Raw genomic sequence first — 22984 nt, 5'->3', positions numbered from 1 at the left:
TCTTACTTGATCAGACCATCCAGCGGCGACGAGGCGCTGGCATACAGTTTTTTTGGCATACGCCCGGCCAGATAAGCCAGACGACCCGCATTGATAGCGTATTTCATGGCTTCGGCCATCAGCACCGGTTGCTGGGCGTGGGCGATGGCCGAGTTCATCAGCACCGCCTCGCAGCCCATTTCCATGGCGATGGTGGCATCGGAAGCGGTACCGACGCCGGCATCGACCAGCACCGGCACCTTGGATTCTTCAAGGATGATCTGCAGGTTGTACGGGTTGCAGATGCCCAGGCCGGTACCGATCAGGCCCGCCAGCGGCATCACCGCGATGCAGCCGATCTCTGCCAGCTGACGCGCGATGATTGGGTCATCACTGGTGTAGACCATCACGTCGAAACCTTCCTTGACCAGCACTTCGGCGGCCTTGAGGGTTTCGATCACATTGGGAAACAGGGTTTTCTGGTCGGCGAGCACTTCCAGCTTGACCAGGTTGTGGCCATCGAGCAGCTCCCGGGCCAGGCGGCAGGTACGCACGGCTTCGATTGCGTCGTAGCAGCCAGCGGTGTTGGGCAGGATGGTGTAGCGGTCGGGTGGCAGCACGTCGAGCAGGTTCGGCTCGCCCGGGATCTGGCCCAGGTTGGTGCGGCGCACGGCGACTGTGACGATCTCGGCACCCGAGGCTTCGATGGCCAGGCGGGTTTCTTCCATGTCACGGTACTTGCCGGTACCAACCAGCAGGCGCGACTGGAACGTGCGCCCGGCCAGGATGAAGGGCTTGTCGCTACGAACATTGCTCATCGTTGTTCCTCTGGAAAGGTTGCGGGACTTGCAGGTGAACGTCAGTCGACTAGCCGCCGCCGATGGCGTGCACCACTTCGAGTTGATCACCTTCGTTTAGCAGCGTGCTGTCGTGCTGGCTGCGCGGCACGATATCGAGGTTGAGCTCGACAGCCACCCGGCGCCCAGTCAGCTCCAGCCGCGCGAGCAAGCCGGCAACGCTCTCACCGGCAGGCACTTCGTAGGGTTCACCGTTCAATTGAATGCGCATGCACACGGCCACCGTTGTTCTTTGGGGCCCGCATTCTAGCCCCGATCAACCCCTGAACCCAAGGGCGACAGCCGCCATTAGTCGCGATTGGGGACCAGCCGGTCAGCCCAGCCGCCACGCCGCCAGGCCCAGGCACAGCCAGCCGGCAAGGAAGCACAGGCCGCCGATGGGGGTGATCATGCCCAGCTTGCTCACGCCGGTCAGGGTCAGCAGGTAAAGGCTACCGGAGAACAGCACGATGCCCACGGCGAACAGACAACCGGCCCAGCCGACCAGCCGCCCTGGCAAATGTGCAGCCAGCAGGGCAACGCCAAACAGCGCCAGAGCATGTACCAGCTGATAGGTCACACCGGTATGAAAGATCGCCAGGTAGTCGGCAGTCAGGCGGTTTTTCAGGCCGTGCGCGGCAAACGCACCGAGGGCGACACCGGTGAAGGCAAAAAACGCGGCCAGCATGAGGAAGCTTCGAAGCATGGGGAGGACTCCTCGAGAGGGGTCTGTATAATGGCCGGTTCCATCGGTCCGGCCAAGCCATCGCCATGCTGTCATCCCTGATCCGTCGCTGCGTACGCGCCCTGCTCTGGTTTGCCGCCGGCAGTATTGTGCTGGTTCTGGTCCTGCGCTGGGTGCCGCCACCGGGCACCGCGCTGATGGTCGAGCGCAAGGTGCAGTCGTGGTTCAGTGGCGAGCCGATCGACCTTCAGCGTGACTGGCAGCCGTGGCAGGGCATATCCGATGACCTCAAGGTTGCAGTGATTGCCGGTGAAGACCAGAAATTTGCCAGCCACTGGGGCTTTGACATCCCGGCGATTCAGGCAGCGTTTGCCCATAACGAGCGCGGCGGCAATATTCGCGGAGCGAGCACCTTGACCCAGCAGGTAGCCAAGAACCTGTTCCTGTGGTCGGGCCGCAGCTGGTTTCGCAAAGGCCTGGAAGCCTGGTTCACGGCGCTGATCGAGCTGTTCTGGTCCAAGGAGCGGATCCTTGAGGTGTACCTGAACAGCGTCGAATGGGGCCCTGGGGTATTTGGCGCCCAGGCCGCAGCGCGTTACCACTTTGGCGTCGATGCCAGCCGCCTGACGCGCCAGCAGGCCGCGCAACTGGCTGCAGTGCTGCCCAGCCCGCTGAAGTGGAACGCCGGCCGGCCGAGCACCTATGTTGCCAACCGCGCAGGCTGGATTCGCCGGCAGATGAGCCAGCTGGGCGGCGCTGACTACCTGCAGCAGCTTGAGGCAGGCCGCAGCCAGTGAATTAGCCGCTGGCGTTCAGCAGCGACAAAAAAACCGCCTGTCCCATCAGGGCCAGGCGGTTTTTTATTGCTGCGACGATCAGGCTGCGATCAGTGCCTTGACCTTGTTCATAGCATTCTTCTCGAGCTGGCGAATACGCTCAGCCGATACGCTGTACTTCTCGGCCAGCTCATGCAATGTGGCCTTCTCTTCAGCCAACCAGCGCTGATAGAGAATGTCGCGGCTGCGATCATCCAGCCCGCTCAGGGCCTCGTGCAGATTGCTGGTGGAGTTATCGCTCCAGTCAGCGTCCTCGAGCTGCATCGCCGGATCGTAGCGGTGATCTTCAAGGTAATGCGCCGGCGATTGGAACGCGCTGTCGTCGTCCGCTTCAGCAGCAGGATCGAAGGCCATGTCATGGCCGCTCAGGCGGCTTTCCATCTCGCGCACTTCACGCGGCTCGACGCCCAGGCTTTCGGCGACACGATGCACTTCATCGTTGTTCAGCCAGGCCAGACGTTTCTTCTGGCTGCGCAGGTTGAAGAACAGCTTGCGCTGGGCCTTGGTGGTCGCGACCTTGACGATGCGCCAGTTGCGCAGGATGAACTCATGGATCTCGGCCTTGATCCAGTGCACCGCGAAGGACACCAGACGTACGCCCATTTCCGGGTTGAAGCGTTTGACAGCCTTCATCAGGCCGACGTTACCTTCCTGGATCAGGTCAGCTTGCGCCAGCCCATACCCTGCATAGCTGCGTGCGATGTGCACGACGAAGCGCAGGTGGGCCATAACCATTTGCCGAGCAGCCTCAACATCCTGCTCGTAAAAAAGACGTTCGCCCAGTTCACGCTCCTGCTCGGGCGTCAGCAGGGGAATGCTGTTCACCGTATGTACGTAGGCTTCCAGGTTTGCACCGGGGACCAACGCATAGGCAGGTTGCAACGAAGTGGTCATTCAGGAACCTCCGACTCACTGGATTCGTGCCTTGTGAGCACTGCCATAAATGACCGGAAACTGTCGTGCAAGTTCCCGTTTACGTCAATGATGGCGCAAAAACATTATCGTGGGGCCAGCTCATTCAAGTGGCGAGCCACCGCAATCCATGCACCGATATACCCTAACAACACCGCACCAATCAAGAGTGACAGACCGTCGGCAGCCGGCACACCAGCCAGCGCAAAGTCACTGCCATACAGCCCGGACAAGCCGATCACCGCGTCGTTGAGCCAGTTCAGGCCAAACGCCAGAATCGCCCAGGCCAGCAGCCCGGCGCCCAGCCCATACAGCGCGCCCATATACAGAAACGGCCGGCGTACGTAGCTGTCGGTACCACCGACCAGCTTGATCACTTCGATCTCGACGCGGCGGTTCTCGATATGTAGACGAATTGTGTTACCGATTACTAACAACAAAGCTGAAACCAGCATCACGGCCAGGCCAAAGACGAAACGGTCGCCCAGCTTGAGGATCGCCGCCAACCGCTCGACCCAGACCAGGTCCAGCTGCGCCACATCCACCCGTGGAAGCTCAGCCAGGCGCTGACGCAAGGCTTCCAGGGCCGGCTTGTCGACTTCGGTCGGGGTCACTACGACCACCCCCGGCAAGGGATTGTCCGGCAACTCGCGCAGCGCCTGGCCGAGGCCCGACTGCTGCTGGAACTCTTCCAGAGCCTCTTCGCGGCTGACGAACTGGGCATCTGCTACGCCAGGCATGCCTTTGATTTCATCTCGCAGCGCTTCGCCTTCCCTGCTGCCCGCATCGAGCTTGAGGTACAGCGAAATCTGCGCAGCGCGCTGCCAGGAGCCGCCCAGTTGCTCAACGTTCTTCAGCAACAGCGACAGGCCCATGGGCATGCTCAGGGCCACGGCCATCACCAGACAGGTGAAGAAGCCGCCGATCGGCTGCTTGGCCAACCGGCGCAGGCTGTCGAGCAGGCTGGCGCGGTGGCTTTCCAGCCAGGCGTGGAACAGGGTGCGGAAGTCCGGGCCGTCGTCGTCGCTGCCGCCGCGTTTCTTGCTTGGTTGCGGATCAGCGGGCTTGGGCGCAACGCGCTCGGAAACCTTGGGGGTGCGGGTAGTACTCATTGGCCAGCCTCGCCATCGCCGATCAGTCGGCCGCGTTGCAGGGTCAGCATGCGGTGGCGCATGCGGGCGATCAGTGCCAGGTCGTGACTGGCAATCAGAACGGTGGTGCCGAGGCGATTGATGTCCTCGAACACGCCCATGATCTCGGCCGCCAGGCGTGGGTCGAGGTTGCCAGTAGGTTCGTCAGCCAGCAGCAAAGCCGGCTGGTGAACGATGGCCCGGGCAATACCAACGCGTTGTTGCTGGCCGGTGGACAGGTCCGCCGGGAACAAATCGCCCTTGTCGCTCAGTGCCACGCGCTCCAGCGCCGAATCAACGCGCTTGGCAATTTCCGGCTTGGACAGCCCGAGAATCTGCAACGGCAAGGCGATGTTGTTGAACACGGTGCGGTCGAACAGCAGCTGGTGATTCTGGAACACCACGCCGATCTGCCGGCGCAGAAACGGGATCTGTGCGTTGCTGATCTGGCCGAGGTCTTGCCCCGCCAGCAGCAGCTTGCCGCTGGTCGGGCGCTCCATGGCCAGCAATAAACGCAGCAAGGTGCTCTTGCCGGCGCCGGAGTGGCCGGTAACGAACAGGAACTCGCCGCGACGGGCGCGGAAACTCAGCTCATGCAGGCCGACGTGGCCGTTGGGGTAGCGCTTGGCGACCTGTTCGAATCGAATCATGAAGGCTCCCGCTCATTGAACAGGGCTTTGACGAACGGCTCGGCCTCGAAGGTGCGCAGGTCATCGATGCCTTCACCCACACCGATAAAGCGAATCGGCAGTTTGAACTGCTTGGCCAGGGCGAAGATCACCCCGCCTTTGGCGGTGCCGTCGAGCTTGGTCAGGGCCAGGCCGGTCAGCTCGACGCTCTGGTGGAAGTACTTGGCCTGGCTGATGGCGTTCTGGCCAGTGCCTGCATCCAGCACCAGCAGCACTTCGTGGGGTGCGTCGGCATCCAGCTTGGCGATCACCCGACGGACCTTCTTCAGCTCTTCCATCAGGTTGTCTTTGGTGTGCAGGCGGCCAGCAGTGTCGGCGATCAGCACATCGGCGCCACGGGCCTTGGCGGCCTGTACGGCATCGAAGATCACCGAAGCCGAGTCGGCGCCGGTGTGCTGGGCGATGACCGGGATCTGGTTACGCTCACCCCAGACCTGCAACTGCTCGACCGCAGCGGCGCGGAAGGTGTCGCCGGCAGCCAGCATGACCTTCTTGCCATCGAGCTGGAGCTTCTTGGCCAGCTTGCCGATAGTGGTGGTTTTGCCAGCGCCATTCACACCAACCACGAGGATCACGTAGGGTTTGTGCTGGGTGTCGATGTGCAAGGGCTGCTCGACCGGGCGCAGCAGCGCGGTCAGCTCGTCCTGCAGCGACTTGTACAGCGCGTCGGCGTCGGCCAACTGCTTGCGCGCAACCTTCTGCGTCAGGTTCTGCACGATCACCGACGTGGCTTCGACGCCGACGTCGGCGGTCAGCAAGCGGGTTTCGATTTCTTCGAGCAGATCATCGTCGATGATTTTCTTGCCCAGGAACAGGCTGGCCATGCCTTCGCCGATGCTGGCGCTGGTCTTGGACAGGCCTTGCTTGAGGCGGGCGAAGAACCCGGCCTTGGTGGGTTCGCTGGCAACGGCAGGGGCTGCGGCCGGCTCGACGACGGCAGGCGGAGCGGCGGCGGCGGCGACAACAGCCGGCTCAGGTTCGACGACTGGCGCGACAGCAATTACCGGAGGTTGTGGCTCTGGTTCTGGCGTTGGCTCGAGTACAGGAGCCTCAGCAACCACTTCAACCGCAACCGGCTCGACCAGCGGCCGCTCAGGAATGACCGGTGGCGCAACTGGCTCAAGGTCCGGCACCAGCGCAACCGGCTCCTCTGCCACCGGCAGCACCAGATTGCTGACCGGCGGTGCAGTTTCAGCCACGGGCGCTGGCGCAAGCGGCGCAGGCGCAGCCTCGACAGCCGGCTGCGGCGCAATCTCCGGCGCCGCTTCAAGCAGCACAGGCTCAGGCTCGGCCAGCGCCGCCGGCGCAACCGGAGCAGCCTGCTCGACGGGTGCAACAGGCTCTGCAACCTTGGCTTCAGGGGTTTGCGGCTGTTCGGCGACAGCTTGCTGTGGTTTCTTGCGGAACCAGCCGAACAGGCCTTTTTTCTCACCAGCCTCGGCCGGCGCTTTCTTGTCGTCGTTGGAACCAAACATGGAGGACGGCTATCTCAAGTCGCGATGAGCCATTAGTGGCGCATCTGGAATTCTCTATCACGCAGAACAGACTATCTTGAATCCGGCTGGTTCATGCGCAACGTTTTGTCGTAGGGTCCTGTGGGCCAGAACGGCGACAGGCATGGTCGCCAGGCAACCGGATCAGTATCCTAGCACCTCCTGGCCTGCTGACGCTAAACCGAAGCGGGCCGCCGTACAGGTTAATCATCGTATGAATGCTCTAGCCCGCCGCGCTGCTGGCCTGCTGCTCAGCACGCTCTGCCTGCCCCTGGCAGCACTTGCCGCCGATCCGCAACCGACCCACGAATTCATCCTCGACAACGGCCTCAAAGTGGTCGTGCGCGAGGACCACCGCGCCCCCGTGGTGGTCTCGCAGATCTGGTACAAGGTCGGCTCCAGCTACGAGACCCCGGGCCAGACCGGGTTGTCCCATGCGCTCGAGCACATGATGTTCAAAGGCAGCGCCAAACTCGGCCCGGGCGAAGCTTCGCGGATCCTGCGCGACCTCGGCGCTGAAGAAAACGCCTTTACCAGCGACGACTACACCGCTTATTACCAAGTGCTGGCGCGCGATCGCCTGCCGGTCGCGTTCGAGCTCGAAGCCGACCGCCTGGCCAGCCTGCGCCTGCCGGCCGACGAATTCAGCCGTGAAATCGAAGTGATCAAGGAAGAACGGCGCCTGCGCACCGACGATCAGCCCAACGCCAAGGCGTTCGAGCTGTTCAGCGCCATGGCCTACCCCGCCAGCGGCTACCACACGCCAACCATCGGCTGGATGGCGGACCTGGAGCGGATGAAAGTCGAGGAGCTGCGCCACTGGTACGAGTCCTGGTACGCGCCGAACAACGCCACCCTGGTGGTGGTCGGCGACGTTACCGTCGATGAAGTCAAAGGCCTCGCGCAGAAGTATTTCGGCGCCATCCCGAAACGCGCCGTGCCGCCGTCCAAGCTGCCGCTGGAGCTGGCCGAGCCCGGCCTGCGCCAGTTGACCCTGCACGTGCGTACGCAGTTGCCGAGTCTGATCTACGGCTTCAACGTGCCAGGCCTGGCCACCGCCAAGGAGCCACGCACTGTGCATGCCCTGCGGCTGATCTCGGCGCTGCTCGACGGCGGCTACAGCGCGCGCATGCCAGCACGCCTGGAGCGCGGCCAGGAGCTGGTCGCCGGCGCGTCGTCCGGTTACGACGCGTTTACTCGCGGCGACAGCCTATTCCTGATCTCGGCCACGCCGAATGTGCAAAAGCACAAGACCCTGGCTGATGTCGAAAAAGGCATCTGGCAGCTGCTCGACGAACTCAAGACCACTCCGCCAACCGCCGAAGAGCTCGAGCGTGTACGCGCCCAGGTCATCGCCGGGCTGGTGTATGACCGTGACTCGATCAGCAGCCAGGCCACCACCATCGGCCAGCTGGAAACCGTCGGCCTGTCCTGGAAGCTGATCGACAGCGAACTGGACGAGCTCAAGCAAGTGACCCCGCAGGACATCCAGGACGCCGCCCGCACCTATTTCACCCGCGAACGCCTGAGCGTTGCCCATGTACTGCCCGAGGAGTCCGCTCATGAGTGATCGCCGCCTTCCACGCTACGCCCTGATCGGTCTCGGCGCGGTTGCCCTGGCAGTCGCCGGCACCATTATGCTGACCCGCCCGGCGCAGTCCGATGCCGCTAGCGCAACCACTACCGATGCCAAGCCTGCCAGCAGTGCCGCTAGACCAGCCAATACCCTGCAGTCGCTGGCCGAACTGGACGGCAAGGCGCCGAGCCGGCGTGAACTGAACATCCAGAGCTGGAACACCGCCGAAGGCGCCCGCGTGCTGTTCGTTGAAGCCCGCGAACTGCCGATGTTCGACCTGCGCGTGACCTTTGCCGCCGGCAGCAGCCAGGACGGTAACGTCGCTGGCCTGGCCACGCTGACCAACGCCATGCTCAACGAAGGCGTTGCCGGCAAGGACGTCACTGCAATCGCTGAGGGCTTCGAAGGCCTGGGCGCCGACTTTGGCAATGGTTCCTACCGCGACATGGCGGTAGCGACCCTGCGCAGCCTCAGCGCCAGCGACAAGCGCGAGCCTGCCTTGAAGCTATTTGCCGAAGTGATCGGCAAGCCGACCTTCCCCGCCGACGCGCTCAAACGCATCCAGAACCAGCTGCTGGCCGGTTTTGAGTACGAGAAGCAGAACCCGGCCAAGATCGGCGGCAAGGCACTGTTCGCCAACTTGTATGGCGATCACCCATATGCCCAGCCGAGTGACGGCACTGCGCAGAGCATCCCGGCGATCACTCTGGAGCAACTGCGCGCGTTCCACGCCAAGGCCTATACCTCGAAAAATGCCGTGATCGCGCTGGTTGGCGACCTCAGCCGCAGTGATGCCGAAGCGATTGCTGCGCAGGTTTCCGCCGCGCTGCCGCAAGGCCCAGCGCTGGCCAAACCGGCCGAGCCGAGCGAACCGAAAGCGGGCCTGACCCACATCGACTTCCCGTCCAAGCAGACCCACCTGATGCTCGCCGAGCTGGGTATCGACCGCCAGGACAAGGACTGGCCAGCACTGTCGCTGGGTAACCAGATCCTTGGTGGCGGCGCCTTTGGCACGCGGCTGATGAGCGAGGTGCGCGAGAAGCGCGGTCTGACCTACGGCGTGTACTCGGTGTTCAGCCCGATGCAGGTGCGCGGCCCGTTCATGATCAACCTGCAGACCCGCGCTGAACTCAGCGAAGGGACACTCAAGCTGGTTCAGGATATCCTTGCCGACTACCTCAAGAGCGGCCCGACCCAGCAAGAGCTGGACGATGCCAAGCGCGAACTGGCCGGCAGCTTCCCGCTGTCCAATGCCAGCAACGCCAGCATCGTTGGCCAGCTGGGCGCAATCGGCTTCTACAACCTGCCTCTGACCTGGCTCGAAGACTTCATGCAGCAGTCGCAGAGCCTCACCGTCGAGCAGGTCAAGGCCGCCATGAACAAGCACCTGGCAGCGGACAATCTGGTGATCGTCACGGTCGGCCCGACAGTCGCGCAGCAACCGCTGCCGCCGCCTACTGACAAACCCGCCGAGCAGCCGCTTGGCGTACCGGAGCATTAATGGCCAAGCCATCCACCCCCGCTCGCGCCAAACCCGGCGTGAGCCAAGGCCAGGGTCACCTGCGCATCATCGCTGGCGAGTGGCGCAGCCGCCGCCTGCCGGTGCCGGACGGCCCGGGCCTGCGGCCTACCCCTGATCGCGTGCGCGAAACCGTGTTCAACTGGCTCGCGCCCTACATCGAAGGCGCGCAGGTGCTCGACGCCTTCACTGGCAGCGGTGCGCTGGTGCTCGAAGCCCTGTCGCGCGGCGCCGAAAATGCCGTGGCGCTGGACAATAACGGCGCCGCGGTCAGCAACCTCAAGGACAACCTCGAGCTGCTGCGCTGCGCCCGCGGGCAGATCCTCCAGACCGACGCCCTGCGTTATCTGGATGGCGAAGCGAAAAAGCAGTTCGACGTGGTCTTTCTCGATCCGCCGTTCAATCAGGACCTGCTGGCCAACACCTGCAGCCTGCTCGAAGAACGCCAGTGGCTGCGCGAGCGGGCCTGGATCTACACCGAAAGCGAAGCAGCGCCGTCTTCGCTACACATGCCTGCCAGTTGGCGCCTGCACCGTGAGAAGAAGACCGGCCAGGTGCATTACGCACTGTGGCAACGCGGCTGATGCCCGCAGCCCACCTGAGTAATTAATTAACGCAGGTGGGTCACCCGCTTGATTGAAGCTGCTTCGTTCCAACGTCGAACAGGAGCGCTTCAATCATGACCTCGTCCGCAACCCCTTTGTCATCCAGCCAGACGGTGCTCACGCAGCCGCCGCTGCAAAGCTTCAAACTCGACAACGGCCTGCAGGTCTATCTGCGCCAAGACCACCGCGCCCCCCTGGTCAGTGCACAACTGTGGTACCACGTCGGCTCAAGCTATGAGCCGGCCGGCCAATCCGGCCTGTCGCATCTGCTCGAACACCTGATGTTCGAAGGCAGCAGCAAACTGGCATCGGGGCAGTACTCCAAACTGCTTACCCTGCTGGGCGGCGACCCCAACGCCTTCACCTCCGAAGATGCTACGTGCTTCCCGGTAACGCTGCCTGCCAGCCGCCTGGAGATCGTACTGGAGGCAATGGCCGATGCCATGGGCACTGCGCGCTTCGAGCAGTCGACCTTCGAGCGCGAGGTGCAGGTCGTGCTGGCAGAGCGACGCCTGCAGACCGACCAGAGCCCACTGGCCATCGCCCTGGAGCGGGACAGGCTGCTGGCCCACGGCAGCAGCCCGTATGCGACCCCGATTATCGGCCATCAGGCCGACGTTGAAAGCCTCACCGCTCAAGCCGCACGCCGTTGGTACCAGAACTGGTATCAGCCCGCCAACGCGACACTGGTGGTCGTGGGCGATATCGATCTGGCGGGCCTGCGCCGGTATGTCGAGCGCCACTTTGCCGCTGTCGCCAGCGCTCAGGTGCCATCCAAAACGCGCCCAACAGGGCCGATTGCTTTGCAATCGCGCAGCCAAACCGTGGCCTTGGCACAGATGCGCGAGGGTTTGATCATTAACTTCAACGTTCCCAGTCAGGCAACCGCAGTCGATGAGCAAGAGAGCTGCGCACTACGCCTGATCCCGGAACTGATGATGAATGGCGTCAGCTCGCGGCTGTATCGGCAACTTGTCAATCGCAGGCAGTTGATCCAGGCGATGCGCGCCGAGTACCGGCACCTGATGCGTGGCGACAGCCTGATGTCGTTTTTCATGTTCAGCAACCCCCAGCAAGGCACCCCGCAGCAAGCCGGCGAAGTGGTGTTGGACGAGCTGCAGGTGCTGGCCCAGACAGCGCCTAGCGAAGCGGAACTTGAGCGCGCCAAGGCACGCTTGCTGGCCAATCTGGTGTTCGGCCGAGACATGATCAGCCAGCAGGCCGACGCCATTGGGCGATATGCCGCAATCGGCGTCGACCCTGCGTTTCTCGACCGTGAGCAGCACGTCATCGAGCAGGTCAGCGCAGACGCTGTGCGCCACGCTGCCCTCAGCTACCTGACCCGAGATCGACTGAGCATTACCTACATGATGCCCGAGGAGCAAACCCATGACTGATTCGACAAGCATCGCACCCACCGCCGTTACCGCCAACCTGTCCTCAGCCGAAGGCATCGACCTGAGCCAGTTCGAACAGGTTCGCACAGAGGTACAGGCCTGGCAGACCAGCCATGGCACCCAGGTACGGTTCGTCGAGGCGCGCCAATTGCCGATGGTTGACCTGATCGTTCGGTTCAATGCCGGCACCAGCGTGGATGCCGAACACAGCGGGCTGGCAGCCTTGACGATGTATATGCTCGATGAAGGCACCGAGCGCTTGAACGCCGAGCAGTTTGCCGAACAGACAGAGCGATTGGGCGCGATCCTCAGCATGCAGATCCGCTTGGAGCATGCCTCGTTGTCGCTGCGCTGTCTGAGCAGCGAAGTGGTGTTGGCGCAGGCCGTGGCGCTGTTTACCGAGATGCTTGCACGGCCCGCCTTCGACGCACAGCAACTGGTCAAGGTCAAGCAGCAACTACGGGCATTCCAGAGCTCTCGCTATAACGCTGCGCCAACCCGCGCCCAGAGTGAACTGTTCAGCCGCTTGTATGCCGGGCACCCGTATGCCGCCCCATTGGGTAGCACCGAGCAGGGCATTCAGGCCCTGACCGCGCAGGATTTGCGTGATTTCCATCAGCGCGCTTACTCGGCCAACAATCTGCAGGTGTCGATCGTCGGCGATCTGTCGCGGGCGCAAGCCGAGGCGCTGGTCGAGCAGCTCGCCGAGGCTCTGCCGCAAGGCTGGGCCGCTGCCGAGCTGCCACCGGTTTCGCCCACCAGCGCCGCCAGCGCACATGTGCCAACGCCTGCTGCGAACAACACCCTTCTGCTTGCGGTACCCATGAGCGGGCGGCCGTCTCAAGCAGACTATCCGGCGCTGGTTCTGGCAGCCGATGTCCTCGGCTCAGGATTCGACTCACGCCTGATGCAGGAGCTGCGGCAACGTCGCGGATTGACTTATCACATCAGTTGCCGGCCATCCCCGCTCAAGGCCGGCGGCGTGCTCGCCATCGGCTGGGACTGCGCCGCACAATACCGCGAGGCGAGCCGCGAACTGGTCGCGGGCATGCTCGAAGCGCTGGTAAATGAGGGCCCCACCAACGCCGAACTGGAGCTAAGCCGTCGGCAGCTGTCTGGCCAGTTAGTACGCTCGGTGGCAACCAACAGCGGGCTGGTGGAGCTGTTGAGCAGAGGCAGTCATCAGGGCCTGCCCGCCGATCACCTGGTCACCTACCAGGCGCAGTTAAGCGCAGTCAGCGCACGCAGCGCACGCCAGGCACTGCAGGAGCACCTCGACCTGAGTCGCATGGTGACCGTCAGCCTGGGCTCGGACCAACCGCAGCAGCCCTTGCCGCCACTGCCACACAGCGACCGATAGCACAGGTACAGCAACGCCATTTCATGGCACTCTAGGCAGGCACATCACGAGCCGCCCCAGCATGCCCAGCCACACTGTCCAGTTTCGCCCGGCCACCGGCCTGACCAACCCTCACCTGCAAACCTTGTGGGGCCCGCTCTGGCGCAGATTGCCGGAGCTGGCCCGCAGTCGCGAGCGGCTTTGGCTGAACGATGGCGACTTCATCGACCTCGACTGGTATGGGCCGCATCAGCTCGACACGCCGTTAGTGATGGTCCTGCATGGCCTCACCGGCTCGTCCAGCTCGCCCTACGTCAAGGGTTTGCAGCATGCCTTGCAGGCGCTCGGCTGGGCCAGTGTTGCGGTCAACTGGCGTGGCTGTTCGGGTGAGCCGAATCTGCTTGCGCGCAGCTATCACTCCGGCGCCAGCGAGGACCTTGCCGAGATCATCCTGCATCTGCGCGCGCAACGGCCGCTGGCGCCGTTGTATGCGGTAGGTTATTCGCTGGGCGGCAATGTGCTGCTCAAGTACCTGGGTGAGAGCGGCGCCGCCAGTCAGTTGCAGGCAGCGGTCGCGGTATCGGTGCCGTTTCGCCTGGATCAATGCGCCGACCGCATAGGGTTGGGTTTTTCGAAAATCTATCAAGCGCACTTCATGCGCGAGATGCTGGCCTACGTGCAACACAAGCAGCAGTACTTTCGCGCCACCGGCCAGCAGCAGGGGCTGGACCAGATCGAGCAGTTAGGCGCGCTGGGCAAAATGCGCACGTTCTGGGATTTCGACGGCAAGGTCACCGCGCCGCTGCACGGCTTTGCCGATGCGCACGATTACTATCGGCGAGCATCCAGCCGCTATTACCTGGGCGAGAACCGCACACCGACCCTGATCATTCACGCCAGCGACGACCCGTTCGTGTTCACCCATAGCCTGCCGACGCCTGAAGAGCTGCCGGCGCAGACCGAATTCGAACTGCATGCCCGCGGCGGACATGTAGGCTTTGTCGAAGGCAGCCTGCGCAAGCCGGGGTATTACCTTGAGCGGCGCATTCCGCAGTGGCTGGCCGAGCGCGGTTAAGCGCTGACGGCCCTAGTCGCCAGTGGCCACGCCGCGCTGCGGGTCGTTGATCCACTCACTCCAGGAACCTGCATACAGGCGGCCCAACGGATAGCCGGCCAGCGCCAGGGCAAACAGGTTGTGACACGCCGTCACCCCCGAGCCGCAGTAGGCAACCAGCTGCTCTGGCGCGCGCCCGGCCAACTGCTCGGCAAAGCGCTGCTCGAGCTGTTCGATCGGCAGAAAACGGCCATCGGCGCCAAGGTTATCGGTGAAGGCCGCGCATCTGGCACCGGGAATATGCCCAGCCACTGGATCGATCGGTTCCACTTCGCCACGAAACCGCGGCAGGCCACGGGCATCGAGCAGGGTCAGCTCGGGCTTGCCCAGCTCGGCCAGCAACTGCTCAGCATCTACCAACAGCTGCATGTCGGCCTCACCGCTGAAGCTGCCCTCGCGCTTGGCCGCCGGATCCAGGCTCAGCGGCAGTTGCGCCGCATGCCAGGCCTTGAGCCCGCCATCGAGAATAGACACACCGTCGCGCTTGCCCAGCCAAGCCAGCAGCCACCAGCAGCGCGCGGCGAAGGCAGCCGGGCCGTCGTCATACAGCACCACCTCGCTGTCGTTATCCACCCCCCACTCGCGCAGCCGCTCGATCAGCCTTTGCGGGTCCGGCAACGGATGTCGGCCGGTCTGCCCCCTGACCACCTTGCCACTCAGGTCGCGCTCAAGATCGGCAAAGTGCGCGCCGGCGATGTGCCCTTCGGCATAGCTGCGCTGGCCGTAATCGACGTCCTCCAGAGCAAAACGACAGTCCAGAATCACCAGCCGAGGCGAGTCCAGACGCTCGGCCAATTGCTGTGGGGTGATCAACTGCGCGAGGGGCATGGCAATCTCCTGATCGAATGGCAGCAAGGCGTCAGTGCGCCAGGGCCTGGTTGAGAGGTATGTGAAATTCATCGCACAAGGCGTCGACGGCAGCGCGCGCATCGGCCGTAACAAAGCCCAGCTCCAGCACCAGCACTTGATAGACGCCGCGCTTGAAAGCTTCTTCACCCAGATGCGCCGAATGTTCGCGGGTGGTGCTGAGAAAGCGCACCCACGAAGTCAGCACGATCCAGGCATTGATGGTCAGCGACTCGATCTGCGCCGGCGCCATGGCGAGGATGCCTGCATCGACAAAGCCGCGGTAGATCGCCTGGCCCTGCACCAGGCAGCGCTGGGAAAAGCGCCGATAGCGGGCCGCCAGCTCCAGATCGCTCTCAAGCAGGTGCTCCAGGTCGCGATGCAGAAAGCGGTAGTTCCACATCGCCGCGAGCAGTGCCTTGAGATAGAAGCGTTTGTCTTCGACGGTCGCCGCGCGGCTCTGGGGCGGGCGCAGAAAGCTGTCGACCAGCTCTTCGTACTGACTGAACAGCACGGCAATGATCGCCTGCTTGTTGGGGAAGTGGTAGTACAGGTTGCCGGGCGACATTTCCATGTGCGCGGCGATGTGGTTGGTGCTGACGCTGCGCTCGCCCTGCTGGTTGAACAGCTCCAGGCTGTTTTGCACGATGCGCTCACGGGTATTGATGCGTGGGGCCATGCTCAGCTCCAGGTTACGGGCAGTTCGATACCGCATCTTACGGTCAATCCAGCCACGGTTGCACGATTGAAGGCTGCTGACGGGTCGAAATCCTGATCGAATTAGAGTACAAGCTCTAGCACCTGTCCGGCCTCGCGGAGCCTGTGATGTCTTCAACCCTGAGCGCGCCTCCTGTGCATTCCGACCTCGACCTGCAAGCGACGTTCGCCCTGCAGCGACAGGCGTTCGCCGCCAACCCGTCGCCACCTGCCGCGCAGCGCCGGCAATGGCTGAAAAGCCTGCGCGAAGCGCTGCTGGCAGACCAACAGCGCTTGATCGAGGCGATCGATGCCGACTTTGCCGGGCGTAGCGCTGATGAAACCCTGCTGGCCGAGCTGCTGCCCACGGTGCAAGGCCTGCGCGATGCCGAGCGCCAGCTGCAGCGCTGGATGCAGCCCTCGCGGCGCAAGGTCGGTCTGGCCTTTCAACCGGCCAGCGCGCGGGTGGAGTACCAGCCTTTGGGTGTGATCGGCATTATCGTGCCGTGGAACTACCCGCTGTTTCTGGCCATTGGCCCGTTGACCGGAGCGCTGGCGGCGGGCAACCGGGTCATGCTCAAACTCAGTGAGAGCACCCCGGCCAGCGGCCTCGCCCTGCAAGCGCTGCTGGCGCGGGTGTTTCCCCAGGACTTGGTCAGCGTGGTGCTGGGGGAGGTCGAGGTCGGCCAGGCGTTTGCTCGCCTGCCGTTCGATCACCTGTTGTTTACCGGTGCCACCAGCATCGGCCGGCGGGTGATGCTGGCGGCGGCGCACAACCTGACTCCGGTAACGCTGGAGCTGGGCGGCAAGTCGCCGGTCATCGTTTCGTCCGACGCGGCCCTGGCCGGTGCCGCCGAGCGCATCGCCTTTGGCAAACTGCTCAATGCCGGCCAGACCTGCGTCGCGCCCGACTATGTGCTGGTACCGCGTGATCGTGTCGGCGCGTTTGCCGACGCCTACCGACAGGCCGTGCGCCGCCTGTACCCGAGCATCGCCGGCAACCGCGACTACAGCGCGATCATCAACCCGCAGCAACTGCAGCGGCTCGTGCACTTGCTCGCGGATGCCAGCGACAAAGGTGCTCAGGTGCTTGACCTGTATCCGCATGAAAGCCGCGAAGGTCGCCGCCTGCCGCCGCATCTGCTGCTGGATGTGAGCGACGACATGCAGATCATGCAGGACGAAATTTTCGGCCCACTGCTGCCGCTGGTGCCGTACGACAAGCTCGACGATGCGCTCGCCTACATCAATCAGCGGCCGCGGCCTTTGGCCTTGTACTACTTCGGCCAGGATCGTGCGCAGCAGCGGTTGGTACTGCAGCACAGCCACTCGGGCGGGGTGTGCATCAACGACACCCTGCTGCATGTTGCTCAGGATGACCTGCCCTTTGGCGGCGTCGGGCCTTCGGGCATGGGCCGCTATCACGGTCACGACGGCTTCCTGACCTTCAGCAACGCCAGGGCAGTACTGAGCAAGCAGCGGCTCAACCTGGCCCGGCTGATCTATCCGCCGTACGGCAAAGCACTGCAACGGCTGGTCTACAAGCTGTTCATTCGCTGACTCGCGCGCGCATGACAAGCCCTGCCCGGACTGTCTATAGTGCCTTGGTCAGGCCGTGCGACTTGGCCGGGCGCAGTCGCTGCGCTACCATCCGACTCCCCAACGCACTCCAGCCAGGATGACGCGATGAACCGAGTGTTGTACCCGGGTACTTTCGACCCGATTACCAAGGGCCATGGCGACCTGGTCGAGCGCGCTTCGCGTCTGTTCGATCATGTGATCATCGCCGTGGCGGCCAGCCCCAAGAAAAACCCACTGTTCCCGCTGGAACAACGGGTCGCTCTGGCGCGTGAAGTCACCAGCCACTTGCCCAATGTCGAGGTCATCGGCTTCTCCAGCCTGCTGGCGCATTTCGCCAAGGAGCAGAACGCCAATGTGTTCCTGCGAGGCCTGCGTGCAGTGTCGGACTTCGAGTACGAGTTCCAGCTGGCGAACATGAACCGGCAACTGGCGCCCGACGTCGAAAGCCTGTTCCTGACGCCTTCGGAACGTTACTCGTTCATCTCCTCGACCCTGGTCAGAGAGATCGCCGCGCTGGGCGGAGACATCACCAAGTTCGTTCATCCAGCAGTGGCCGAGGCCCTCACCGAACGCTTCAAGAAGTGATCTGCAGCGCCTGAACGTCGCGCCCGCGTGCACTGCGGGCGCGATTGCGGCACAATTGCGGCCATTAGGTCTGAAACATGCCCGGGCCCAGAGCCCCGGCCGGAGTCCCCATGTCCCTGATCATCACCGACGATTGCATCAACTGCGACGTCTGCGAACCCGAGTGCCCGAACGCTGCCATCTCCCAAGGTGAAGAGATCTACGTGATCGATCCGAACCTGTGCACCCAGTGCGTTGGCCATTATGACGAGCCGCAGTGCCAGCAGGTCTGCCCGGTCGACTGCATCCCGCTGGATGAAGCGCACCCGGAAACCACCGACGAGCTGATGGCCAAGTATCAGCGGATCACCGGCAAAGCCTAGTGATCAGCCTGCGCGGTTTGCGCCGGGCGGCGCTTGGTGCGGTTGTCACACTGCTGGCGACGGCCGCCCAGGCCCAGGCGCCTGGCCGCGCTGCGATTGCCAGCCCGCACGCCGAAGCGACCGCTGCCGCCCGCTTGATTCTCGAACAGGGCGGCAATGCCTTCGATGCCGCGATTGCCGTCAGCGCTGCGCTGGCCGTGGTCGAGCCTTATGGTTCCGGGCTGGGCGGTGGTGGCTTCTTCCTGCTGCGTGAAGCCGGCGAAACGCCCCGCTACCGTTTTCTCGATGCCCGCGAGCGTGCGCCCGGCGCCGCAACCGCCGACATGTACCTGAAAGATGACAAGCTCAGCCCGAGCCTGTCGATCAACGGTCCATTGGCCGCTGCAATCCCTGGCCTGCCGCAAGCCCTGGCTGATCTGGCCAACGCCCACGGCAAACTGCCGCTCAAGGACAGCCTCGCGCCGGCCATTCGCCTCGCAAATGAGGGTTTTGCCGTTGACCGGGTCTATCGCGACCGGGCGCAGATGCGTCTTGCAGCGTTGCGTGAGGATGCGCAGAGCGCGCAGCTGTTCCTGCGTGACAATCAGGTGCCGGCACTGGGCACACTGATCCGCCAGCCCGAACTGGCAGCTACCCTGCAACAGCTTGCCGCCCACGGCCGCGATGGTTTCTATCGCGGCCAGATGGCGCAGCGGCTGGTGGCGGGTGTACGCCAGGCGGGCGGTATTTGGAGCCTCGACGACCTGGCCAGCTATCGCAGCGTCTGGCGCGAGCCTTTGCGTTTCACGCTGGCCGACCAGCGCGAGCTGATCAGCAGCCCACCGCCCTCGGCCGGCGGTGTTGCTCTGGCGCAAAGCCTGGCGATGCTCCAACGCCTGCCGTGGCAGAGCGCCGAGCCGGTCCAGCGCAGCCACTATGTACTCGAAGTATTGCGCCGTGCCTACCGCGACCGCGGCCTGCTGGGTGACCCCGATTACGTCAGCAACCCAATCAACAAGCTGCTGGCACGCAGTTACCTGACCGGTCTGACCGACGGTATCGACGTCTATCAAGCCACCCCAAGCAGTGCCCTGCCGCCCGCGCCGGCCTGGCGCGAAGGCGATCACACCACGCATTTTGCAGTGATCGATGCCGAGGGCAATGCCCTCGCCGCGACGCTGTCGGTCAACCTGCCGTTTGGTGCGGCGTTCACCGTAGCCGGTACCGGCGTCGTGCTGAACAACGAAATGGACGACTTTGCCGCCGACCCAGGTGGCAGCAACAGCTACGGCCTGGCCGGCAGCCAGGCCAACGCCGTAGCGGCGGGCAAGCGGCCGCTGTCGAGCATGAGCCCAAGCTTTATCGAGAGCCCGACCCAGTTCGCCAGCTTCGGCACGCCGGGCGGCAGCCGCATTCCGAGCATGGTGCTGTTGTCGATGATGGGCTTTCTACAGGGCCAACCGGTGCAGGATTGGCCGGCAACTGCGCGCTATCACCATCAGTACCTGCCGGATGTAGTCGAGCACGAGCCGGGTGCGTTCAGTGCTGCCGAGCAAGCCCAGCTGGAAGCGCGCGGCTATCGCCTGAAGGATCTTGGTCGCAGCTATGGCAACCAGCAGGTGCTGTACTGGAACAAGCAGGCTGGCAGCGTTGAAGCTGCCAGCGACCCGCGTGGCGTTGGCCAGGCACTGGTGCTGCCCTGAGCGGCGTCAGCGTTGGCAGCGCGGGCAATACACACTGGCGCGCTGGCCCAGCTTGAGCTCGCGCAAGTCAGTGCCACATACCTTGCAGGGCATGCCGCCGCGACCATAGACAAACAGCTCCTGCTGGAAATAGCCCGGCTGGCCATCGCCGCCAACAAAGTCGCGCAAGGTGGTGCCGCCACGCTCGATGGCCGCTGCCAACACCCGTTTGATCTCCAGCGCCAGCTTCAGATAACGCCCCCGGGAAATACCGCCCGCCTCACGGCGCGGATCGATGCCGGCGGCGAACAGCGCTTCGGTCGCGTAGATGTTGCCCACCCCGACCACGATCGCGTTGTCCATGATGAACGGCTTGACCGCCATCACCCGCCCACGTGACAGCTTGAACAGGCGGTCGCCGTCAAACAGCTCGGTCAGTGGCTCCGGCCCCAGCCGCAGCAGCAATTCATGCTTGAGCGGATCAAGCGACCAGAGCATCGCACCAAAGCGGCGCGGGTCGGTGTAGCGCAGCGCCAGCCCGGATTCGAGTTCGATATCGACGTGTTCATGGCGAGACGCCGGCAAACCCAGCTCGACCAGGCGCAGGTTGCCCGACATGCCCAGATGGCTGATCAGCGTGCCGACCTCGGCGTTGATCAACAGGTATTTGGCCCGCCGCTCGACGCTGACGATACGCTGCCCGGACAACCGTACATCGAGGTCATCCGGGATCGGCCAACGCAGACGCCGCTCGCGCACCACCACGCGACTGACGCGCTGGCCCTCAAGGTACGGCGCAATACCCCGGCGGGTGGTTTCGACTTCTGGCAATTCAGGCATCAGTCAGCGCCCGCCCAGTTCGCGAATGGTCTGCTTGAGGTTCTCGAAGTCGTAGTCGGACAGGCCGATGTAATCAAGCACAAGGGCGCTGATGGCGTTCCACTCGTGATCGACCGACTGATTGCCCAGCACCTGATACGAAGAGCAGATGTGCTCGGCCATCTTCAGCACTGCCAGCAGGTTCTTCAGCTGGCTCTGGGTATTGCGCGAGGTTTCGTCGCGGAACACCGCCAGCGCGTTGTGGTGGTTGGCGATGGCCGCGCTGATGTGCTCGGGCAGGCGCCAGGACTTGGCGGTGAAGTAACCCACCACCGAGTGATTGGTGTTGAACGCACGATTCTCGGTATCGACCACGCGGGTCTGCTCATCGGCTTTCGCGTAGCTCTCTTCGAGCACTTCCATATAGTTGGGGAAGCGCTTGAGCATCAACGGCACGCCGCAATCGTGGAACAGGCCCAGCGTGTAGGCTTCGTCCGCTGCTTGAATGCCGACCCGCTTGGCCAGGGTCAGGCAGGTCATCGCCACGTCCTGGGCGGTGTCCCAGAAGCGGTTGAGGGTAACGATGGTCTCATCGCTCATCTCGCCCTTGATCGACTGTGCGTTGATCAGGTTGATGATCGAGCGGCTGCCGAGCAGGTTGACCGCACGCTGGATCGAGCCAATCTTGTTGCTCAGGCCAAAATGCGGCGAATTGACCAGTTTGAGCAAGGCACCCGACAGCCCCGGATCCTGCGCGATCAGCTTGGCAATGGTTTCCAGATCGGGGTCGGGCATGTACTGCTCGAACTGCAGGTCGACCATGATCTGCGGCTGCGGCGGAATGGTGATGCCCTGCAAGGCGTGCTGGATCTGTTCGGCGCTGAGTTCCTGGGACATACGTACACACTCGATTAGGTCAGCCGATTCTAACCCCGGCGTGCCCCAACGCACCAACCGCTGCTTGATCGCGGCGCTGGCCAAGATTGCTACCTAAGGTGTCAGCGCCGGCTGCAGCCCGCGCAGCGCTTCGTCATCCATCGCAGCGGCGTGCCGGGCAACAGGCTATAATCCCGCTCTTTTTTCCGGAGCGACGTCATGTCCCTGCCCAGCCTACGCCTCAAAGCCAATGCCGATCGCCGCCTGCGCGCCGGCCATCTGTGGGTCTACAGCAACGAAATCGATGTTGCCGCGACGCCACTGCAAGGCCTGCAAGCCGGCCAGCAGGCTGTGCTCGAGGCGGCCAACGGCAAACCGCTGGGCATCGTCGCGCTGAGCCCGAACAACCTGATCTGCGCGCGCTTGCTGTCGCGTGACATCAAGCTGCAGCTGGACAAATCGCTGCTGGTGCACAGACTCAACGTAGCCCTGTCGCTGCGTGAGCGCCTGTTCGACAAGCCGTGCTACCGCCTGGTCTACGGTGATTCCGACCTGCTGCCAGGGCTGGTCGTCGACCGTTTCTTCGACATCCTCGTGGTGCAGCTGGCCTCGGCGACCATGGAGCAGCACAAGGACGACGTGATCGCCGCCCTGGTGCAGGTGCTCAAGCCGAGCGGCATCCTGTTCAAGAACGACTCCGCCGCGCGCGATGCCGAAGGCCTGCAGCGTTATGTCGAAACCGTTTACGGTGAAGTGCCGGACTGGGTCGCCCTGGAAGAGAACGGCGTCAAGTTCGAAGCCCCGGTGCGTGAAGGGCAGAAGACCGGCTGGTTCTACGACCACCGCATGAACCGTGCCCGCCTGGCGCCGTATGCCAAAGGTAAGCGTGTGCTCGACCTGTTCAGCTACATCGGTGGCTGGGGCGTGCAGGCCGGTGTGTTCGGCGCCAGCGAAGTGTTCTGCGTGGATGCCTCAAGCTTTGCTCTGGACGGTGTCGAGCGCAACGCGGCACTCAATGGCATCGGCGACAAGCTGACCTGCATCGAAGGTGACGTGTTCGAAGCACTGCGCGAGCTGAAGGCCGCTGAAGAGCGCTTCGACGTGATCATCGCCGACCCACCCGCCTTCATCAAACGCAAGAAAGACCTGAAAAACGGCGAAGGCGCCTACCGTCGCCTGAACGAGCAAGCCATGCGCCTGCTCAACAAGGACGGCATTCTGGTCAGCGCTTCGTGCTCGATGCACTTGCCCGAAGACGACCTCAACAACATCCTGCTGACCAGCGCCCGCCATCTCGACCGCAACCTGCAGTTGCTCGAGCGCGGCGGTCAGGGCCCTGATCACCCGGTGCACCCGGCGATCCCTGAAACCCGCTACATCAAGAGCATCACCTGCCGCTTGCTGCCCAACAGCTAAGCCGCTGGCTTGATGCGCGATGGCAGCGACGC

Annotated in this window: 22 protein-coding genes and 1 pseudogene; 12 read left to right on the top strand and 11 right to left on the bottom strand. The window is 63.5% G+C overall.

The annotated features are described in order from the left end of the window. Nucleotides 1–2 precede the first annotated feature (2 nt). The 3 genes from FW789_RS12530 to FW789_RS12520 form a co-directional block, all read right to left on the bottom strand. Entirely contained in the window at nt 3–797 is a 795-nt protein-coding gene (locus FW789_RS12530) for a thiazole synthase (RefSeq protein WP_101315465.1), read from the bottom strand. A 49-nt stretch (nt 798–846) separates the two neighbouring features. Further along, complete coding sequence (gene thiS, locus FW789_RS12525; RefSeq protein ID WP_101315463.1) at nt 847–1047, bottom strand: sulfur carrier protein ThiS; 201 nt, start codon at nt 1045–1047, stop codon at nt 847–849. 102 nt (nt 1048–1149) lie between these two features. Then, nucleotides 1150–1521, bottom strand: a complete 372-nt coding sequence (locus FW789_RS12520) for a DUF423 domain-containing protein (RefSeq protein ID WP_101315461.1) — start codon at nt 1519–1521, stop codon at nt 1150–1152. A 30-nt stretch (nt 1522–1551) separates the two neighbouring features. On the opposite strand from FW789_RS12520, the pseudogene mtgA reads away from it, so the two are divergent. Further along, nucleotides 1552–2297 (top strand): annotated as a pseudogene (gene mtgA, locus FW789_RS12515) (monofunctional biosynthetic peptidoglycan transglycosylase). A 78-nt stretch (nt 2298–2375) separates the two neighbouring features. Here the strand turns inward: mtgA and rpoH are convergent. The 4 genes from rpoH to ftsY form a co-directional block, all read right to left on the bottom strand. Then, nucleotides 2376–3230, bottom strand: coding sequence for an RNA polymerase sigma factor RpoH (gene rpoH, locus FW789_RS12510; protein WP_103435676.1), 855 nt, complete (start codon nt 3228–3230; stop codon nt 2376–2378). 104 nt (nt 3231–3334) lie between these two features. Next, the gene (gene ftsX, locus FW789_RS12505; protein WP_446431513.1) at nt 3335–4360 is read right to left on the bottom strand and encodes a permease-like cell division protein FtsX; all 1026 of its coding nucleotides are present in this window, start codon (nt 4358–4360) and stop codon (nt 3335–3337) included. Further along, the gene (gene ftsE / locus FW789_RS12500) at nt 4357–5028 is read right to left on the bottom strand and encodes a cell division ATP-binding protein FtsE (RefSeq protein WP_101315453.1); all 672 of its coding nucleotides are present in this window, start codon (nt 5026–5028) and stop codon (nt 4357–4359) included. Before ftsE ends, ftsX begins: the two co-directional genes overlap by 4 nt. Next, nucleotides 5025–6542, bottom strand: a complete 1518-nt coding sequence (gene ftsY, locus FW789_RS12495; RefSeq protein WP_446431512.1) for a signal recognition particle-docking protein FtsY — start codon at nt 6540–6542, stop codon at nt 5025–5027. Before ftsY ends, ftsE begins: the two co-directional genes overlap by 4 nt. 232 nt (nt 6543–6774) lie before the next feature. On the opposite strand from ftsY, the gene FW789_RS12490 reads away from it, so the two are divergent. From FW789_RS12490 to FW789_RS12465, 6 genes are all read left to right on the top strand, one after another. Further along, nucleotides 6775–8130, top strand: a complete 1356-nt coding sequence (locus FW789_RS12490; protein ID WP_101315449.1) for a M16 family metallopeptidase — start codon at nt 6775–6777, stop codon at nt 8128–8130. Beyond that, nucleotides 8123–9637 carry a M16 family metallopeptidase gene (locus FW789_RS12485; RefSeq protein WP_207072901.1) on the top strand — a complete coding sequence of 505 codons (1515 nt, stop codon included), beginning with the start codon at nt 8123–8125 and terminating at the stop codon, nt 9635–9637. The genes FW789_RS12490 and FW789_RS12485 overlap by 8 nt, the downstream gene beginning before the upstream one ends. Beyond that, a complete protein-coding gene (gene rsmD / locus FW789_RS12480; protein WP_103435671.1) occupies nt 9637–10239 on the top strand; it encodes a 16S rRNA (guanine(966)-N(2))-methyltransferase RsmD in 603 nt (200 codons plus the stop codon). The genes FW789_RS12485 and rsmD overlap by 1 nt, the downstream gene beginning before the upstream one ends. Before the next feature lie 95 nt (nt 10240–10334). Further along, nucleotides 10335–11657: a M16 family metallopeptidase gene (locus tag FW789_RS12475; protein WP_446431511.1), complete on the top strand. Its 1323-nt coding sequence runs from the start codon at nt 10335–10337 to the stop codon at nt 11655–11657. Further along, nucleotides 11650–13017, top strand: a complete 1368-nt coding sequence (locus tag FW789_RS12470; RefSeq protein WP_446431510.1) for a M16 family metallopeptidase — start codon at nt 11650–11652, stop codon at nt 13015–13017. The genes FW789_RS12475 and FW789_RS12470 overlap by 8 nt, the downstream gene beginning before the upstream one ends. Nucleotides 13018–13078: 61 nt before the next feature. Further along, nucleotides 13079–14071, top strand: coding sequence for a hydrolase (locus FW789_RS12465; protein ID WP_103435668.1), 993 nt, complete (start codon nt 13079–13081; stop codon nt 14069–14071). Between the two features lie 12 nt (nt 14072–14083). Here FW789_RS12465 and FW789_RS12460 read toward each other — a convergent pair whose 3' ends face one another. Then, nucleotides 14084–14938, bottom strand: a complete 855-nt coding sequence (locus FW789_RS12460; RefSeq protein WP_181105828.1) for a sulfurtransferase — start codon at nt 14936–14938, stop codon at nt 14084–14086. 31 nt (nt 14939–14969) lie between these two features. Continuing rightward, entirely contained in the window at nt 14970–15635 is a 666-nt protein-coding gene (locus FW789_RS12455) for a TetR/AcrR family transcriptional regulator (RefSeq protein WP_181105829.1), read from the bottom strand. A gap of 146 nt (nt 15636–15781) precedes the next feature. On the opposite strand from FW789_RS12455, the gene FW789_RS12450 reads away from it, so the two are divergent. From FW789_RS12450 to ggt, 4 genes are all read left to right on the top strand, one after another. Next, the gene (locus FW789_RS12450) at nt 15782–17212 is read left to right on the top strand and encodes a coniferyl aldehyde dehydrogenase (protein WP_446431509.1); all 1431 of its coding nucleotides are present in this window, start codon (nt 15782–15784) and stop codon (nt 17210–17212) included. 126 nt (nt 17213–17338) lie between these two features. Continuing rightward, nucleotides 17339–17818, top strand: a complete 480-nt coding sequence (coaD, locus tag FW789_RS12445) for a pantetheine-phosphate adenylyltransferase (RefSeq protein WP_101315431.1) — start codon at nt 17339–17341, stop codon at nt 17816–17818. A gap of 110 nt (nt 17819–17928) precedes the next feature. Then, nucleotides 17929–18180 (top strand): YfhL family 4Fe-4S dicluster ferredoxin, encoded by a 252-nt coding sequence (locus FW789_RS12440; protein WP_101315429.1) that lies wholly within the window; start codon nt 17929–17931, stop codon nt 18178–18180. Beyond that, the gene (gene ggt / locus FW789_RS12435; RefSeq protein ID WP_431606901.1) at nt 18180–19862 is read left to right on the top strand and encodes a gamma-glutamyltransferase; all 1683 of its coding nucleotides are present in this window, start codon (nt 18180–18182) and stop codon (nt 19860–19862) included. The genes FW789_RS12440 and ggt overlap by 1 nt, the downstream gene beginning before the upstream one ends. 6 nt (nt 19863–19868) lie before the next feature. Here the strand turns inward: ggt and mutM are convergent, their stop codons facing one another. Together mutM and FW789_RS12425 are read right to left on the bottom strand one after the other, a co-directional pair. Beyond that, complete coding sequence (mutM, locus tag FW789_RS12430; RefSeq protein ID WP_101315427.1) at nt 19869–20681, bottom strand: bifunctional DNA-formamidopyrimidine glycosylase/DNA-(apurinic or apyrimidinic site) lyase; 813 nt, start codon at nt 20679–20681, stop codon at nt 19869–19871. A gap of 3 nt (nt 20682–20684) precedes the next feature. Beyond that, entirely contained in the window at nt 20685–21503 is an 819-nt protein-coding gene (locus FW789_RS12425) for an HDOD domain-containing protein (protein WP_181003832.1), read from the bottom strand. Between the two features lie 252 nt (nt 21504–21755). Here FW789_RS12425 and FW789_RS12420 point away from each other — a divergent pair, with 252 nt between their 5' ends. Further along, a complete protein-coding gene (locus tag FW789_RS12420) occupies nt 21756–22952 on the top strand; it encodes a class I SAM-dependent rRNA methyltransferase (protein WP_103435664.1) in 1197 nt (398 codons plus the stop codon). Nucleotides 22953–22984: the final 32 nt, after the last annotated feature.

Source organism: Pseudomonas sp. 1121_17 (genome assembly GCF_052850745.1).
Note: the sequence above shows the minus strand (reverse complement) of the source record. Positions and strands in the feature narration are given on the sequence as shown.

Coding starts and splice junctions, on each gene's coding strand:
- FW789_RS12470 (WP_446431510.1), top strand. CDS start 11,650: ATGACTGATTCGACAAGCATCGCACCCACCGCCGTTACCGCCAACCTG.
- FW789_RS12530 (WP_101315465.1), bottom strand. CDS start 797: ATGAGCAATGTTCGTAGCGACAAGCCCTTCATCCTGGCCGGGCGCACG.
- ftsE (WP_101315453.1), bottom strand. CDS start 5,028: ATGATTCGATTCGAACAGGTCGCCAAGCGCTACCCCAACGGCCACGTC.
- rpoH (WP_103435676.1), bottom strand. CDS start 3,230: ATGACCACTTCGTTGCAACCTGCCTATGCGTTGGTCCCCGGTGCAAAC.
- FW789_RS12520 (WP_101315461.1), bottom strand. CDS start 1,521: ATGCTTCGAAGCTTCCTCATGCTGGCCGCGTTTTTTGCCTTCACCGGT.
- mutM (WP_101315427.1), bottom strand. CDS start 20,681: ATGCCTGAATTGCCAGAAGTCGAAACCACCCGCCGGGGTATTGCGCCG.
- coaD (WP_101315431.1), top strand. CDS start 17,339: ATGAACCGAGTGTTGTACCCGGGTACTTTCGACCCGATTACCAAGGGC.
- FW789_RS12455 (WP_181105829.1), bottom strand. CDS start 15,635: ATGGCCCCACGCATCAATACCCGTGAGCGCATCGTGCAAAACAGCCTG.
- FW789_RS12420 (WP_103435664.1), top strand. CDS start 21,756: ATGTCCCTGCCCAGCCTACGCCTCAAAGCCAATGCCGATCGCCGCCTG.
- FW789_RS12465 (WP_103435668.1), top strand. CDS start 13,079: ATGCCCAGCCACACTGTCCAGTTTCGCCCGGCCACCGGCCTGACCAAC.
- rsmD (WP_103435671.1), top strand. CDS start 9,637: ATGGCCAAGCCATCCACCCCCGCTCGCGCCAAACCCGGCGTGAGCCAA.
- ftsX (WP_446431513.1), bottom strand. CDS start 4,360: ATGAGTACTACCCGCACCCCCAAGGTTTCCGAGCGCGTTGCGCCCAAG.
- FW789_RS12490 (WP_101315449.1), top strand. CDS start 6,775: ATGAATGCTCTAGCCCGCCGCGCTGCTGGCCTGCTGCTCAGCACGCTC.
- ftsY (WP_446431512.1), bottom strand. CDS start 6,542: ATGTTTGGTTCCAACGACGACAAGAAAGCGCCGGCCGAGGCTGGTGAG.
- FW789_RS12450 (WP_446431509.1), top strand. CDS start 15,782: ATGTCTTCAACCCTGAGCGCGCCTCCTGTGCATTCCGACCTCGACCTG.
- FW789_RS12475 (WP_446431511.1), top strand. CDS start 10,335: ATGACCTCGTCCGCAACCCCTTTGTCATCCAGCCAGACGGTGCTCACG.
- FW789_RS12485 (WP_207072901.1), top strand. CDS start 8,123: ATGAGTGATCGCCGCCTTCCACGCTACGCCCTGATCGGTCTCGGCGCG.
- thiS (WP_101315463.1), bottom strand. CDS start 1,047: ATGCGCATTCAATTGAACGGTGAACCCTACGAAGTGCCTGCCGGTGAG.
- FW789_RS12460 (WP_181105828.1), bottom strand. CDS start 14,938: ATGCCCCTCGCGCAGTTGATCACCCCACAGCAATTGGCCGAGCGTCTG.
- FW789_RS12440 (WP_101315429.1), top strand. CDS start 17,929: ATGTCCCTGATCATCACCGACGATTGCATCAACTGCGACGTCTGCGAA.